11 protein-coding genes and 1 pseudogene are annotated in these 15342 nt (G+C 58.9%); 7 read left to right on the forward strand and 5 right to left on the reverse strand.

Annotation, left to right across the window (positions count from 1 at the left end):
- Positions 1 to 201: 201 nt before the first annotated feature.
- Positions 202 to 666: an HU family DNA-binding protein gene (locus C7401_RS43840; protein WP_112178305.1), complete on the reverse strand. Its 465-nt coding sequence runs from the start codon at positions 664 to 666 to the stop codon at positions 202 to 204.
- A gap of 591 nt (positions 667 to 1257) precedes the next feature.
- Positions 1258 to 1870, reverse strand: a pseudogene (locus tag C7401_RS43845) (3'-5' exonuclease).
- A 1237-nt stretch (positions 1871 to 3107) separates the two neighbouring features.
- Here C7401_RS43845 and C7401_RS43855 point away from each other — a divergent pair.
- The 3 genes from C7401_RS43855 (at position 3108) to C7401_RS43865 (ending at position 5710) form a co-directional block, all read left to right on the forward strand.
- Entirely contained in the window at positions 3108 to 3686 is a 579-nt protein-coding gene (locus C7401_RS43855; RefSeq protein WP_112178307.1) for a hypothetical protein, read from the forward strand.
- Between the two features lie 88 nt (positions 3687 to 3774).
- Positions 3775 to 4910 (forward strand): IS3 family transposase gene (locus C7401_RS43860; protein WP_373864503.1). Its coding sequence is split into 2 segments (ribosomal slippage): positions 3775 to 4039 and positions 4039 to 4910, totalling 1137 coding nucleotides; the frame shifts between segments, so codons are not numbered across the junction.
- Positions 4911 to 5419: 509 nt separating this feature from the next.
- The gene (locus C7401_RS43865; RefSeq protein ID WP_112178309.1) at positions 5420 to 5710 is read left to right on the forward strand and encodes a DUF4148 domain-containing protein; all 291 of its coding nucleotides are present in this window, start codon (positions 5420 to 5422) and stop codon (positions 5708 to 5710) included.
- A gap of 78 nt (positions 5711 to 5788) precedes the next feature.
- Here the strand turns inward: C7401_RS43865 and C7401_RS43870 are convergent, their stop codons facing one another.
- The 3 genes from C7401_RS43870 to C7401_RS43885 all read right to left on the reverse strand — a co-directional run bounded on the left by C7401_RS43870 (position 5789) and on the right by C7401_RS43885 (position 9231).
- Entirely contained in the window at positions 5789 to 6961 is a 1173-nt protein-coding gene (locus C7401_RS43870) for a porin (RefSeq protein WP_112178310.1), read from the reverse strand.
- A gap of 75 nt (positions 6962 to 7036) precedes the next feature.
- Positions 7037 to 8386, reverse strand: a complete 1350-nt coding sequence (locus C7401_RS43875; RefSeq protein ID WP_112178311.1) for an MFS transporter — start codon at positions 8384 to 8386, stop codon at positions 7037 to 7039.
- 560 nt (positions 8387 to 8946) lie between these two features.
- Positions 8947 to 9231 (reverse strand): FUSC family protein, encoded by a 285-nt coding sequence (locus tag C7401_RS43885; protein ID WP_112178312.1) that lies wholly within the window; start codon positions 9229 to 9231, stop codon positions 8947 to 8949.
- 60 nt (positions 9232 to 9291) lie between these two features.
- Here C7401_RS43885 and C7401_RS43890 point away from each other — a divergent pair, with 60 nt between their 5' ends.
- The 4 genes from C7401_RS43890 to C7401_RS43905 all read left to right on the forward strand — a co-directional run.
- The gene (locus C7401_RS43890) at positions 9292 to 10176 is read left to right on the forward strand and encodes an AraC family transcriptional regulator (RefSeq protein ID WP_220092916.1); all 885 of its coding nucleotides are present in this window, start codon (positions 9292 to 9294) and stop codon (positions 10174 to 10176) included.
- A 302-nt stretch (positions 10177 to 10478) separates the two neighbouring features.
- The gene (gene mdeB / locus C7401_RS43895) at positions 10479 to 13193 is read left to right on the forward strand and encodes an alpha-ketoglutarate dehydrogenase (RefSeq protein ID WP_112178314.1); all 2715 of its coding nucleotides are present in this window, start codon (positions 10479 to 10481) and stop codon (positions 13191 to 13193) included.
- Between the two features lie 136 nt (positions 13194 to 13329).
- Entirely contained in the window at positions 13330 to 14679 is a 1350-nt protein-coding gene (gene aceF / locus C7401_RS43900; RefSeq protein ID WP_112178315.1) for a dihydrolipoyllysine-residue acetyltransferase, read from the forward strand.
- A gap of 88 nt (positions 14680 to 14767) precedes the next feature.
- Positions 14768 to 15342 (forward strand): biotin/lipoyl-containing protein (locus tag C7401_RS43905; protein ID WP_146758109.1); only part of this gene is annotated, 575 nt, incomplete at its 3' end.

Genomic DNA, 15342 nt, shown 5'->3' on the forward strand with positions numbered 1-15342 from the left:
CTACCCATAATCTGCCAGGATCCTGCAAATGCATCAACAACTTTCCGCTTTAAACCCTTGCTGCACGGGGCTCTTCGAATTTTTCAGACCCGACTTAGTAGGGTTCCCTCAAGCAGTGCATGATTGGCCTCGATGGCGGTGGCGGCGCCCTTAAAACAAAAAGCCCGCTCGGCGGGCTTCCTGTCAACGTCGCATCGGGCCTCAGGCTGCGGCAGCGTCCTTCAGCTTCTTCAGCGCGCGAATCTTCAGCTTCACCGTTGCCGGCTTTGCATCGAACCAGCGCTCTTGACCCGTGAAAGGGTCCTTGCCGAAGCGCTTTTTCTTCGCCGGGACAGCCTGGACGCCGATTTTCACCAGGCCCGACAGTGTGAACTCACCTGCACCCTTCTTATGCACCGCGCCCAGAATCGTGTCTTCGAGCGCAGCCAGAACGGCTTTGGCTGCTTTCGGCTCGACACCGGCTTGCTCGGCAACGTACGTTGCCAACGAGGCCTTCGTGAACGTTTCCTTCAGCGGCTTGAGTACGCCATTGGTCGCAGCCTTCTTCGCCGGAGCAGCAGCCTTCGGCGCGGCCTTCCTGGCTACCGGCTTTGCGGCCTTCGGTGCTGCTTTCGGTGCGGCCGATTTTGCGGCCTTCGGGGCTTTCGTTGCGGTCTTCGTTGCCATGAATGATCCTCTATCAGGTTGAGAGCCGCTTAAGACGGGGCACGACGCTTCGCGTTACTGCACCGTCTTAAGCTGGCGCTAAGCGTATCAACGGTGTTAGCGATTCGCAACAGGAAAACGCCTTCTGGCAAGCCGTTTTTTCATCTCCAGCGAAAAGAGCCCATGACGTACGCCCAGTTTCGCAGCGGCCGCGCGTGAGAGCCGCGTCTGATTAGGAAGAACCGCGCAGTCCCACCGCCGGCACGCATCTGCGTGTCGGTAAGGCAGGCAACACGTCACGTCGTTCTGTGGCTTTGCCGAACGCGACACACGTAGCAACCCAGGACCACCTCAAGCAGCGCGCGGAACAATAAGGGCGCCCAGAATGGTTGACTGCCCAGCTCCCAACGGACGTCCGCTCAGAAAAGGAGGCCGTCTACATGGCCAAAGCCATTCACACGGACTGGAGAAAATGCTCGCCAGCCTGAGCGGGTGGTGCGCTCGATCAGCTACTGCGTCCTCAACACGACAACGCGACACTGCCTCTGTAGGGCCTCTCTGGCCGCTCCCCCGCGGATCGAGGAGCGGTCCAGGTTGTTCGGCGCTGTGGGCTCAGTAGTCAGACAGCGAACCCAGAAATGTCGCAACCTTCGCCTTGCTGGTTTTCTGCAATCGAGCCATGAGCGCGTGATCGATTCGTTTCAGCCCGTAGGTTTGAGCGATGTCGTGCTGCAATCGGCTCCATAGATGGCTGGCGACCTCAGCGTCAACCATCTCCCGGTGAGCACGACACGATTTCGGTAACCGAAGCATCTCCGCCAGGCTAGACAGGCGGTGACTCTGGGCGCGTGGGTAGATCCGCCTGGCGACGAGCATCGTGCAAGCAAACGAATGCTCCGCTGGCGCTCCAAGAAGCCCCAGTTCGGCCTCCCAGAACCGTTTGTCGAAACCGGCGTTGTGCGCAACGACAGGATGATTTCCAACAAACGCTGCAGCTTCCCTCATGACTTTCGATACAGGAGGAGCCGATGCGATCATGTCGTTCGTGATGCCGGTGAGAGCAACGACATCGGACGGGATGCGCCGTCCTGCGTTCATCAAGCTCTGGTAACGATCAACAATCTGACCGTCACGCAGGAGGATGACGGCAATCTCGGTAGCGCGGTCGGCCCAGATTCGGCGAAAGCCCGGTTGTTTCGAAGTCGAGTACCGCAACAGTTTGCATGTTTCTTTTGTTCATTAGTCAGTTGACGCCGTACTACGCACGCTTCCCACGCCTGACGAGCCGCCCAGGCAAGACGCCTATATCCTGATGCCTGGCTGCATGGAGAACACCCTTGTACAAAGCCAGATGGAGTTCTTCGTTCTTTCTTCCCGTCAGGCTGACAACGCCTTTGCTTGTTCGCCCGGCTGCCGCTCAGGCCAGTTCGCCAACCAACGACACACTCCGAGCCTGGATTTTCAGGGTATTCGTGGCGACGCGCCCGGAGCCAGATGCGTTGAGTGATTGGCTCTACGCCTCGTGAACCGCCATTCTTTTATATCGACTCTAACGCCGACGCGGGCTACCGGGGCGAACGCGGAGGGGTGACCGATGAAACGCCTGGAATGACGCGCAGCTCAGGAGCTGCGCCTTCATCTCGCTGGAGTTGAGGATTGCGAATTCACAGGCATCGGGCAGGCCGCGGGACCGCATCCGGCGATGTTTAAAATCGCGTAGTTTAATCAAAAAATAGATGCATTATGATAATAAAAATTATCACTATAGCTTGGTTGCATCGAACATTTGTTGAAGAAACCTGGATCAGTGATGCACGGAGGTGATGTCCGACGGCGCCTCTGGCGCGCGGCTATTCGGAGGCCCGGCGTAACTGAGCAGGGGGTTTGCAGCGCAGCGAAATTTGCGCCAACATGAGTCAATCGCCCTGGCCTTCGGGGCGGATTAGTACAGCGTTTCCACACGTCATGGCCGACCGCTTCGAACTCGTTGCTATTGCGCTGCCCATCGGCTGTGCACCCGAATCACTTCCACCGCCCGTGATCGCGCTGGTCGCCGCCTGCTGGCCGGGCATGAGTCGCGCCCAACTGCTTGATCGGGTGCGTCGCCACGCGTTGCGGGGATCCTTACGCTTCTGCCCGGGTCCAGGGCCCGAGGGGGTGAGCCGCTTCTCACTTGTGCTGGAGTCGGCCGAAGTACGCGCCGAGCTCGTGGCGCACGTTCGGCGGATCGCGCGCCGTCGCACTGCACGCCGCGCGAAAGTGTCGTCCCCGCCGGCGCGAGATGAGCGGCAACAGGGGCTCTTCTAGTCAGTGTTCCGCGCTTCACGCTGCGGGCTTCCTCGGGAGAGCCGGACGGAGCGGAAGCGCGGCAAGTTACGTTGGTGCTGGCAAGATGGCGCGACGTCCTTGGTATCATGCTCGAGCGTCGTCGCAATCGCGGGGATGGCCAATGGAGGTCGTCGTTGGATACAGCCAGCGTCAAGGAGCAGGTGTGGGCACTTGCGGCAGAGTTAAACGCCGTGCTCGGCGCATCTCTCGTCCAGCCATGTCAACAGAAAACCGCCGTTAAGAAGATAAGCCTTACCGGGCTCAAAGACGAACGGCTTTATATCAAGCCCGCCAATGGGCGCTACATGATTGCGCTCTCAGGCAACTCTCTGGTCGCCCGAATGGAAACCTATATGGGGCGCCTGACAGGCTGCGAGCGCCACGGCTATTGCCACCCGCAAACGGGCCGGGAGCCGTACTGGTACGTCAATGACTATGCCCAAGTTCGCGCAGCCGCCTATTTTTTTGCTGGAGCCACGTCGTCTGCGGATGTCGGTCAGATAGCCGGTGCCATGTCTGTGGTCCACGTCCAACCGGTCGATGAAATATTTCACGAAGCAGAACATCAACCCGTCACCACGGTATTACCGGACGGCCCAAGAGCGTTACGTGACCTCACCGCGAGAGCAGCCCGGCAGGCGAAGATCAACGCCCCGCACATTGCACCGCTAACAGAATATGTAAGCCAGTTGCGCAGCCAGCATCCGAGCTGAGAGGTGGCTTCGGGAATTCGGACGGTTCGTTGAGTGGAAAAGCTGGGGCGTGAGTCGGCCATAATGGCCGGCAACAAGGAACCAGAAGATGACGAAACGAAACCGACGGACCCACTCGCCAGCGTTCAAGGCAAAGGTGGCCCTGGCAGCGCTCAAGGGCGACAAGACGCTGGCAGAGCTGGCCCAGCAGTTTGATGTCCATCCGAACCAGATTACGGACTGGAAGAAGCAACTGCAGGAGCGGGTTGCCGATGTGTTCGACGCGGGCAACTCGGCGCCAGCGGCACCGACAGTCGACGTGAAGGTACTGCACGCGAAGATTGGGCAGTTGACGCTGGAGAACGATTTTTTAGAAAGCGCGCTCAGCAAGGCGGGACTGCTGGGCGTAAGGCGATGATCGATCGTGATCACGCCCTGCCGGTGACACAGCAGGCGCGGCTGGTAGGCATCAGCCGGTCGAGCGCCTATTACCAATCGCGCGGGGTCAGCGAAGCGGATCTGAAATTGATGCGCCGGATTGACGAGCTTCACCTCGAGCATCCATTTGCGGAGGCGCGAATGCTGGCACGGCTGCTGCATCGCGAAGGCATCAAGGTCGTGCGCAGACACGTCAGCACCTTGATGAAGCGCATGGGCGTCGAAGCGTTGTATCGCAAGCCAAACACGAGCCGCAAGCGTGCAGCCCACAGGATCTGGCCGTACCTGCTTCGCAACCGGAAAATCGACCGGGCCAATCAGGTCTGGGCGCTCGATACGAGCTATATCCCGATGGCGCGCGGCTTCGTATATCTGACGGCTGTCGTGGACTGGGCGAGCCGTCGGGTGCTGGCACACCGGGTGGCGATCACGCTGGAGAGCTGCCATGCTGTCGAGGCGCTGGAGGAAGCGTTTGCGAAATACGGGCTGCCTGAGATCGTCAACACGGATCAAGGCAGCCAGTTCACCGCAACCGAATTCACCGACGCAGTGCTCAGCCGGAGCGTTCTTCTGTCCATGGATGGAAAAGGCGCCTGGCGTGACAACGTGTTCGTTGAACGGGTGTGGCGCAGCGTCAAATACGAAGAGGTCTATCTGAAAGCCTACGACTCGGTCAGCCACGCCCGCCGCTCAATCGGCAACTACCTGAGCTGGTATAACCAGAATCGACCTCATTCCAGGCTGGCCGATCAGACACCGGATGAAGCATACTTCGCCACGCTGCCAGCGATAAAATCGGCAGCTTGATTGCCTCAGCGATTCCACTTAAAAACTCGTGGATCCTGTCCGAACGAATGAGGCCACCTCTCGCCGTGCGCCGAAAAAGCTCTGGCAGTTTTTGCAGATAAGTTGTCATTTTCCACAAATTCAGACCAGTCGAATCTGGATAAAGTACCAATCATGAAGACGCTTCAAAGCACCGGAGTTTGCGGTTCTCGTGCTTCGAGCCGGCAGTGAAAAAAAGTTCTGCACTGTAGATGGCCGCCGTGCGTCGCTTACCGATGATGCAACTGTCGCGCGCCAGTCAACGCCATTGACAGGTCGCCGAGAGGTCAACCGTAGGGTCAGGGGAGTCAATCGTCATGAAACTCATCTTTTCGCAAGTGGCAAAGGCGATAGTGTCCATATGCGCCATTCAGAAGCTGGACATCCTTGTCTGTAATTCGGAGGGACAGGAAATCCCGTACATCATGTTGTTCACCATGTATGGTTTCGTCTGAACGCGGAACCACGGCTTTACACAGAAGGAATTTTTCATGCGAACGATAATTACACCGGTACTCTGCTTCTTGATCTTCTTCCCGTTGGCCGCAAGCGCGGGTGTGGTCGATGCAAGCTGCTCCGCGGCGGAGCTCAAGATTGGGAAGACGCGTGCCGAGGTCCGGGCCGAACTTGTTCAGGCAGAACGCGACGGCTGGATTCCGAAAAACTCGGGCAGGCAGCGGGCCTATCCGCCCGATATGTCACAGACTCGCCGGAATCAGGATGTCTATGATGCAGGCGCTGGTTCGACACCATACTATCGGGTGTCGAACCAGCAACCTTGAGAAACCACAGTGGCGTCGGCATGTCGGTGATGAAATACCGCCGCATCCTTATGTCAAAGCGTTGGCGAGCGACAATCCCTAGAATTTATGTCGAATAGCGAGCCGATAAACCATCTGGTGATTATTCGACGAATCTCCGGACCCGCCAATGTCGGCGACCGCCAGCGTGCCCGTCGACGATGTGCCGGAAGCACGTTGCCAGCCGCCTGAGAAGTATACGTCGGTACGCTTCGACAGCAGATAGTCCAGGATGAACGCCACCTGATTGTAGTGCTGATTGCCGACGGATTTGCCTTGTGCCGTCGTGACGCTCCGCGCATTCGTATAGTCATACGCGACGCCGACGGAAAACGCCGGTGTGAAACGGTAGTTCAAACCGATGTCATAGTTGTTGAAGATGGCCGTACCGTTCAGGAACGCCGCACCCAGATTAGCGTATTGAGTATTCGAGTACGAGGCGCTGACTGCCGCGTTGCCGATCGTGTAGGTCGCCGCGATGACGGCGTCCTGGTAGGCTTGTGCGACCTGATAGGCCGAGTTCAGTGATGAGGCCAGCAGATTGAAGCCGCTTGCATAGTTGGTGAACCATCCGTTACCTGGTGTCGCCGTCGGGTGTTTGAAGTAATCGAACGCCGCGCCGACCTGAAGCGGACCGTGTGTGTAACCGGCTCCAATTGAGTAGCCAGACGTCGAAGTGAAGTCGCCGGGTACGCCGCCAAGGCTATATACAACGCCAAACGAGAAGCCGTGGAAATCCGGGCTCATGTAGCGTACCGAGTTGTTGAATCGCACGCTGTTACTGGTATTGTCGAAATCTCCCGGATGCCCGCTCGGCAGGTCCCCAACCGCTGCGGAACCGGTAAGAAACTCAGGGAAATACCACACCATATCGTATTGACGGCCGAAGGTGAGAGCGCCGTAGGTGTCACTGCTCAGTCCGACGAACGCTTGCCGGCCAAACGCCGTGCCGCCCTGGGCAAGTTGTCCGTTATTCACGTTGATTCCAGACTCGAGAGTAAAAATGGCCTTGAGACCGCCTCCCAGATCTTCCTTGCCCGTCAGCCCCCAGCGACTGCCGTCGATACCGTCCAGCGAGTCCATGTAGACGGCTTTGCCTCCACCCACGTTGGTCTGGTAATGAATACCGTTGTCGATCTCGCCATAGAGCGTGACGCTATTTTCGCTATGCGCGACGGAACTGGCGAGCCCCACGAGCGAGCCGACAATGATTTCTATTTTTTTCGTTTTCATGAGAGATCCACATTTCAAAGGCAATACAAAAGAACAGTCCACCCAAGGTCCATCGATTCAGTGCGTGATGAAAGGTCAGGATGAAAAGGACTTCTTCAGGTCTTTCTTCGTCAGGCCATAGCAAGCACCCATCAGGGCCACGCAAGCCGCTGCAACGAGTATTGGTGCAGCGGCCACGCGAAACATCGCGTCGGCGGTCCAGTTGTTCGCGTACAGGACGCCTGCGAGGTAAGTGCCGCCCGCAGCGCCGAGTCGACCGAATCCATACGCCCATGCGACGCCCGGGGCGCGCAATTCCGGGCTATAGAAGAGCGTGCACAACGCGATGGCGCAGGTTTGACCGCCGCTAATGCAAAAGCCGCAAAAGAAGATCGTCGTGAGTAAAGCCAGATGCGATGAGCCGATTGCTATCGAGATTGCATACATCGAGACAGCGCCGCCGACGTAGACCGCGGACAAGATTCTGTAAGGACTCGTGCGGTCCATGATCGGGCCCATCAGAAGACTGGCCACCATGCCGCCGATGATCACGGTAATGGTCGCCCAAACCACGAGCGCCGGTGGAAATGAGATGGACGCGAGAACGGTCGGCAGCCAGCTTTGCAGAAAATAGAAAGTGGCCAGGTTGACGGCGAACACGGCCCACAGCAGGAACGTCCCCAGGCGGAATTGCGCGGAGAACAATCCGAGCACGCTTGCATCCACAGCCTTCTCTTCGTGAGTGACCAGTTCGGTGTCCGATTGCAGCGTGAAATCGGGAAAGAGGCGCCTGGTTGCGTGAAGCAGCTCAGCCTGATCCGCATTTCTCGACAGATAGGCCACGGATTCCGGCAGCAGCGGGATAAGCACGACCGTCAAGCCCAGTGCCGCGAACCCGCCCAACCACATTGGACCTTGCCAGCCAAACCGCGGAATCAAAGCGCTACTGCAAATTCCCGCGAAGATAAACCCCAGCGCATACCCCATGTAGACGAGAATGACGAAAGTCGCGCGGGTTCTCTTCGGGCTGAATTCCGAAACGAGGCCGACCGCGCAAGGCGTGGCCGCTCCCAGGCCGATGCCCGTGAGGAACCTCAAGGCGATCAGTTGCGGCACGCTAGTGGCAAAGACGGTCAGGACGGTGAACAGACCGAAAGCAGCGGTTGCCATGAAAGCAATCTTCTTTGTGCCGAAGCGCTGGGTCGCGAACGGAATACCGAAGTTGCCGATCAGCAGTCCGAAGAAAACCGCAGAAAAAATTGCGCCGAATACCGCCTTGGGCAGTTGCCATTCCTTCGCGAGAACGGGCACGATGAAGCTGATGACCTGGGTGTCGAAGCCATCGAACAGCATGAGCAGCGCACAGAAGGCGACGATGAAATACTGCTTCCTGCCGATTCTGCGACTGTCGATCAGATCGTGCACGTTGATTTGTCGTATTTTCATATTGTTCTCCTCGCGTTCAAAGGGATGGTTTGGACAGGGTATTTAATTCTGTTTTATTGTTTTAAAAGTGAGGCGCAGTCGGTTGTAAGTTAAGATAAAATGTAGTGGGTTTGATGAAGCAAAAATTGAATTGACCAACACCTACCTCATTGCTGAGGTTAATTTATTCTGCGAATAGAACGGTGATGCATATTCAACCGCCGAGGACCTTGTCGTGCCGGAGCGAGCGACATGCGCCGTGACGCGGCATTGTTTCCCGTTCTGATATTCTCTGAAGAAGCCGATCTGTCTCGCCTGATTTATTATTTCGTCATTCCATATTTCATGGAACTCAATGAAATACGGCTCGTCTGAACCATGAAGTCATTTGATTGCACGGAGAAATATTGCCGCAGTTCAGACAGCATTTTTTATTCTTGTGTTGCCGGAGTGGCGCTCCGCTCGGCAGATTGTGCGGTGGGAGCGGTCAATCGAAGCGTAATTCGCGGTCGGTGGCTCGCTGAACTTCGCGGTGCCCTCCACATCGATCCACCACGATGCCATCGTGGCTTTCGTCTGACTCATGAACCGCGCACTTGCTCTGAGATGCTGGCAACGGTAAAGATTGCGCCGGGATTCATCACGTACGGAACGCCGATCAGGCTCGCCGTGTAACCGACGAGCTGAAATGCGTAGGCCCGAGGCGTGCGGTCAGGACGTGCGATGTAGAGACAGAAGCCGATGCAGATGGTGAGCGCGGCACTGAGGACCAGGGGTTCATTGACTACGGCCGGAACGAGCAATACGGTCGCTGCCGAGCCCGCGAATGTGCCGGGAAAACGGACGAGCTCGCGGCTGATTACCATCTACTCTGCCGACTCTTTCTCCGCATGAATATCGCTACAATATCAACCTGTCGCTAAAAAATGCCAGATATGGAACGTTACGTTAGCCTTCCTGATTTTGCGGATCCCGACGCGATCGATCGGCCGGCGGTAGCGCTGCGCATGCACCTGGACGAGCATGCTGCGGAAATCCCCATTCACAAGCATCGAAAGGGGCAACTGGTGTTGGCATTGCACGGCGCCGTAACCTGTCAGGTCGCGGACGCCTTCTGGATCGTCCCGCCGCAGTGCGGAGTCTGGATTCCCGGCGAGATGCCGCACAGTAACCATGCCACGCCGAATGCCCAGCTTTGCTATCTGTTTGTAGAGCCTGGCATCGTCGACTTACCGAAGGATTGCTGCACGCTGTCCGTTTCGCCCATGGTGCGGGAAATGATCCTGCATCTCGCGGGAGCGCCGCTGGACTATGAGCAAAGCGGCCATACCGACCGGCTTGCGCGCGTGCTATTGCATGAGCTGACGTTGATGCCGGTCGAGCGCCTCTATCTGCCGGTTACAGATCATCCGCGCATCCGGCAGATGGCGGACGCATTGAATGCCAATCCCGGCGATCGCAGCACCATCGCACAATGGGCCAAACGTCTTGCAATGAGCGAGCGTTCGCTGGCAAGACTCGTCGTCAGTGAAACGGGACTGACGTTTGGCCGCTGGCGGCAGCAGTTGCAACTGCTCGTTGCGGTGCGTGAGCTTGCCGGCGGCGCTTCCGTGCAACGTGTGTCGGACGAACTCGGCTATGAGTCGGTAACCGCTTTCATCACCATGTTCAAGAAAGCGCTCGGGCATTCGCCAGGTCGTTACTTCGCCGCGCTGGCGCGCACGCAGTCGAAGGCCGTGCCCGTGTCGACGGATTCGACTGAGGTGGATGAGCCAGCGGATGGCCTGGCGGACGCGGCGACCGACGTGTGAAATCGCGCGCGCCTCAGCGCGTCGATGAAAGCACGGCGCGAGCGGCTGCAATCATGTCGTCGAGCCATTCCTGATACCTGTTGATCATCTCAGCGCCGAAACGCGCTTCCTGTCCATCACTTCGCCTCGCCCACGCCAGGCCGCCCGGAAAAAAGAGAAATGCTGTAAATCAGGCATTTCGCCGAAGGGATTGCAGGCGGCACCGCTTCGTCAGCCCTAACTACGACCACACATTCTGCTGCATCCCCCGTAATCTTTGCGCACTCGCCACTGAATTCGCATTGCTCTTACGGAGTTGCAAGATGACCGACTTATCGACGGGGACACCCTCGATCCTTTCCCTGAGTCAGACGAAAGTCGACGACGACCCACTGGAAACCGCTGAATGGCTCGATGCGCTGGATGGCGTGGTCCGGCATGCGGGTGCTGAGCGGGCTCAGTACTTGTTCGATCGGCTCGTGGCCCACGCTTCGTCCAACGGTATCGCAACGGCGCGCCTGAATATCACGCCCTACGCGAATACGATTGCCGTCGATCGGCAGCCTCCGTATCCGGGCGACCTCGATATCGAAGAAAAGCTTGCCGCTGCGCTGCGCTGGAATGCGCTGGCCATGGTAGTGCGGGCCAATCGCGCCTACGGTGAATTGGGCGGCCATATTGCCAGCTATGCGTCGGCGGCCGACCTGTTCGAAGTAGGCTTCAATCATTTCTTCCGTGGTCCGAACGATGCACACGGTGGAGATCTCGTCTATTTTCAGCCTCATTCGGCGCCAGGCGTTTACGCGCGGGCTTACCTTGAAGGCTTTCTCAACGAGACGCATCTCGAACATTACCGACAGGAAATCACCGGTACGGGCTTGTGTTCCTATCCGCATCCATGGCTGATGCCGGGCTTCTGGCAGTTCCCGACCGGCTCGATGGGCATTGGGCCGATCAACTCGATCTACCAGGCGCGCTTCATGCGTTATTTGCAGAACCGCGGACTGCAACGCACGGAAGGCCGCAAAGTGTGGGGCTATTTCGGCGATGGCGAAATGGACGAACCCGAGGCGATCGGCGCGCTTTCGCTGGCCGCGCGCGAGGGGCTCGACAATCTCGTGTTCGTGATCAACTGCAATTTGCAACGGCTCGACGGACCGGTGCGCAGCAATGGCCGCATCATCGACGAACTCGAAGCGCAGTTCGCGGGGGCGGGCTGGAACGTTATCAAAGTGCTGTGGGGTTCGGACTGGGACGCCCTGTTCGCACGTGATCGCACGGGGGCGCTGGTGCGCGCGTTCGCGCACACTGTGGACGGCCAGTTCCAGACTTTTTCCGCCAACGACGGCGCCTACAATCGCGAACGCTTTTTCGGTCAGAACCCGGAACTGGCCGCGCTCGCCGCGCATCTGAGCAACGACGATATCGACTGCCTGCGGCGCGGCGGCCACGATGTGCGCAAATTGCACGCTGCCTATGAAAAGGCATCGAAACACAAGGGCCAACCCACGGTCATTCTCGCGAAGACCATGAAGGGCTTCGGCATGGGCTCGATCGGCCAGGGGCGCATGACAACGCATCAGCAAAAAAAGCTCGACATCGACCAGTTGAAGGGATTTCGCGACCGCTTTCGCCTGCCACTCTCCGACGCCGATGTCGAACAACTCAAGTTCTACAAACCCGAGGAAAGCAGTGCTGTCATGCAGTATCTGCATGCGCGCCGGGCAGCGCTGGGCGGCTACCTTCCGAGAAGGCGCGCAGCGGCATCGCACACGCCGTCTGTGCCCGCGATGTCGTCGTGGGGGCAATTCGCGCTCGACACAAACAACAAGGAAATGTCGACCACGATGGCGATCGTGCGCATGCTCGGCAACCTGTTGAAGGACGCCGCGCTGGGGCCGCGCGTGGTGCCCGTCGTCGCGGACGAAGCGCGCACCTTCGGCATGGCCAATCTGTTCCGGCAAGTCGGTATCTATTCGCCGCTCGGTCAACTGTACGAGCCGGAAGACATGGGTTCGATGCTCTATTACCGTGAGGATACGGGCGGCCAGATTCTGGAGGAAGGCATCTCTGAGGCGGGTGCGGTGTCGTCGTGGATTGCAGCGGCGACGTCTTACAGCGTGCACGATCTGACGATGCTGCCGTTTTATATCTATTACTCGATGTTCGGTTTCCAGCGTATCGGCGATTTGATCTGGGCCGCAGCGGACCAGCGCGCACGCGGTTTCCTGATCGGCGCGACGGCCGGCAAGACGACGCTGGGTGGTGAAGGCCTTCAGCATCAGGACGGCACGAGCCATCTTGCGGCCTCGACGATACCGAACTGCCGTGCGTACGATCCGGCCTTTGCGTACGAAGTGGCGATGATCGTCGACGAAGGCATGCAGGAGATGATCCGGCGTCAGCGCGACGTGTTTTACTACATGACGGTCACCAACGAAAACTACGCGCAGCGTCAGTTAGCTGAAGCGGATGTCGATCGTGTCCGGCGTGGCGTACTCAAGGGGATGTACGTGCTGGAGCCTGCGCGGGTCGAGATCGCCCAGGTGCAGTTGCTGGGCTCGGGCGCGATTCTCGGTGAAGTCCAGGCAGCGGCCCAGATGTTGGAAGACGACTGGGATATCGACGCGGCCGTATGGAGTGTGACGAGCTTTACCGAATTGCATCGCGACGGCGTGTCCGTGGAGCGCGCGCAGCGGCTGCTGGAGAGTGGCGAACCCGCGCAGCCTTACGTGACGGAATCGCTGGGCGCCTCACGTGGACCGGTGATCGCCGCGACTGACTATGTGCGCGCCGTGCCCGAACTGATCCGGGCGTACGTGCCGTCCCGCTATGTTGTGCTCGGCACCGACGGCTTCGGACGCAGCGATACACGTGCGGCGTTGCGGGCGTTCTTCGAAGTGGATCGTGCGTCGATCGTGATCGCCGCGTTGAAAGCACTCGTCGACGGCGGGCAGCAGGACTCGGGCATAGTGCGTCAGGCAATCGACAGATATGGGCGAAACGCAAGCGGGCTGATCGACCCCTGGCTTGTCTAGAGCCCATTGCCCTGTGGGCTCCATGAGAGCGGCGCGCGAATTGGATGCTCGAACGTTTCGCGCTTTCATCGGTTAATCGTGGGCAATCAGATCGAATGAAGCGCGTCCGGCTATGTGAAGAGCTCGGCGCCGCCTGTTGAAACGCTTGTTGTTGGAGACGAATGTGCGGGTGACACCAATAGAGGTGCCGGATATCGGCGATTACAAGAATATTCCGGTAATCGAAGTTCTGGTGGAAGTAGGACAACGTGTCGAGCAGGAGCAATCGCTCGTCATGCTCGAATCGGACAAAGCGACGATGGATGTGCCCAGCCCGACCGCTGGCGTGATCAAGGAACTGAAGGTTGCGGTTGGCGACAAGGTGTCGCAAGGCGCACTGATCGTGCTGATCGAAAGCGAGGGCGAGCGGCACGACGAGGCGGTGCCTGTGCCTGCCGCTGCCACCGCTGTGGGCGATCTCACGCGGCCGGAGCCGAATGTCGCGATAGTGCCAGCGTACGAACTGAAATCCGCGCCCGCGCCAATGCATCGCGCCCCAGCGCGCGAATGCGAGCCACATCGCGAAAGCCATGCATCGCCAGCGGTGCGCAAGCTCGCGCGAGAACTGGGCGTCAAGATATCACGCGTGCAGAGCACCGGTCCGAAGCAGCGCGTTACTTTGGAAGACGTTACCGCGTTCGTCAGGAACGCGATGACGACATCGACCGGCACGCCCCCAGTCTCGACGCCGCCTGTTTCGGCGAACGGAGCGGAACTGGCTCTATTGCCGTGGCCGAAGGTCGATTTCGCGAAATTTGGTCCCGTCGATTCGCAGCCGCTGTCGCGCATCAAGAAGATCTCCGGCGCCAACCTCCATCGCAACTGGGTGATGATCCCGCACGTCACGAACAACGACGAAGCGGATATCACCGAACTGGAGGCACTGCGTACGCAGTTGAACAAGGAATACGAAAAGGCGGGTGTGAAGTTCACGATGCTGGCCTTCGTGATCAAAGCGGTCGTTGTTGCGCTGAAGAAATTCCCGGCGCTCAATGCAAGCCTCCAGGCCGACAACCTCGTGTTCAAGCAGTACTACCACATTGGTTTCGCCGCTGATACGCCGAATGGTCTCGTCGTGCCCGTTATCCGCGATGCGGATAAGAAGGGTCTCGTCGACATCGCGAAGGAAATGGGCGAACTGTCGAAGCTTGCCCGGGAAAGCAAGCTCAAACCCGATCAGATGCAGGGGGGCTGCTTTTCGATCTCGTCGCTCGGCGGCATCGGCGGCACGCACTTCACGCCGATCATCAACGCGCCGGAAGTAGCGATCCTCGGCCTGTCGAAGAGCGCGATGAAGCCGGTGTGGGACGGCCAGCAGTTCGTGCCGCGCCTGATCCTGCCCCTCTCCCTGTCGTTCGATCACCGCGCCCTGGATGGCGCGGAAGCGGGCCGTTTCAACGCATATCTGGTTTCGCTATTGGCCGATTACCGCCGGATGCTGCTCTGATGAAGCGGGCGAGCGATTCTGCACGAAGCGGCGATAACGCTTCTTTCTGCTTGAACAGAGATGTGCGAGCAACACAACAGGGGTTTTCATAAGCGTGATAGAGATCAAGGTGCCGGATATCGGCGACTTCAAGGACATCGACGTCATCGAAGTCAACATCAAGGCGGGCGACGTCATCGAGAAAGAGCAGACGCTGCTCTCGCTCGAGTCGGACAAGGCCACGATGGAAGTGCCCAGCGACGTCGCGGGCACGGTCAAGGAAGTGAAGATCAAGCCGGGCGACAAGGCTTCGCAGGGCACCGTGATCGCGCTGGTCGAGGCATCGGAAGGCGCAGCGGCGCCGGCCGCGGCTCCGAAGGCCGAAGCGCCCAAGGCCGAAGCGCCCAAGGCCGCAGAAGCACCGAAGGCCGCCGAAGCCTCAAAAGCACCGGCACCGCAAGCCGGCAGCTTCGGCGGCAGCGCCGACGTCGAATGCGACATGCTCGTGCTCGGTGCGGGCCCCGGTGGCTACTCGGCGGCGTTCCGCTCCGCCGACCTCGGCATGAAGACCGTGCTGGTCGAGCGTTACTCGACGCTCGGCGGCGTGTGCCTGAACGTGGGCTGTATTCCGTCGAAGGCGCTGCTGCACACGGCGCTCGTGATCGACGAAGCCGAAGCGCTCGG

Origin of the sequence: Paraburkholderia unamae (genome assembly GCF_003268775.1) — a bacterium.
GTDB lineage: Bacteria > Pseudomonadota > Gammaproteobacteria > Burkholderiales > Burkholderiaceae > Paraburkholderia > Paraburkholderia unamae.

Bases quoted from the DNA above. Each gene is read 5' to 3' on its own strand.
- C7401_RS43840 (WP_112178305.1), bottom strand. From the start codon at position 666: ATGGCAACGAAGACCGCAACGAAAGCCCCGAAGGCCGCAAAATCGGCC.
- C7401_RS43865 (WP_112178309.1), top strand. From the start codon at position 5,420: ATGCGAACGATAATTACACCGGTACTCTGCTTCTTGATCTTCTTCCCG.
- C7401_RS43870 (WP_112178310.1), bottom strand. From the start codon at position 6,961: ATGAAAACGAAAAAAATAGAAATCATTGTCGGCTCGCTCGTGGGGCTC.
- C7401_RS43875 (WP_112178311.1), bottom strand. From the start codon at position 8,386: ATGAAAATACGACAAATCAACGTGCACGATCTGATCGACAGTCGCAGA.
- C7401_RS43885 (WP_112178312.1), bottom strand. From the start codon at position 9,231: ATGGTAATCAGCCGCGAGCTCGTCCGTTTTCCCGGCACATTCGCGGGC.
- C7401_RS43890 (WP_220092916.1), top strand. From the start codon at position 9,292: ATGCCAGATATGGAACGTTACGTTAGCCTTCCTGATTTTGCGGATCCC.
- mdeB (WP_112178314.1), top strand. From the start codon at position 10,479: ATGACCGACTTATCGACGGGGACACCCTCGATCCTTTCCCTGAGTCAG.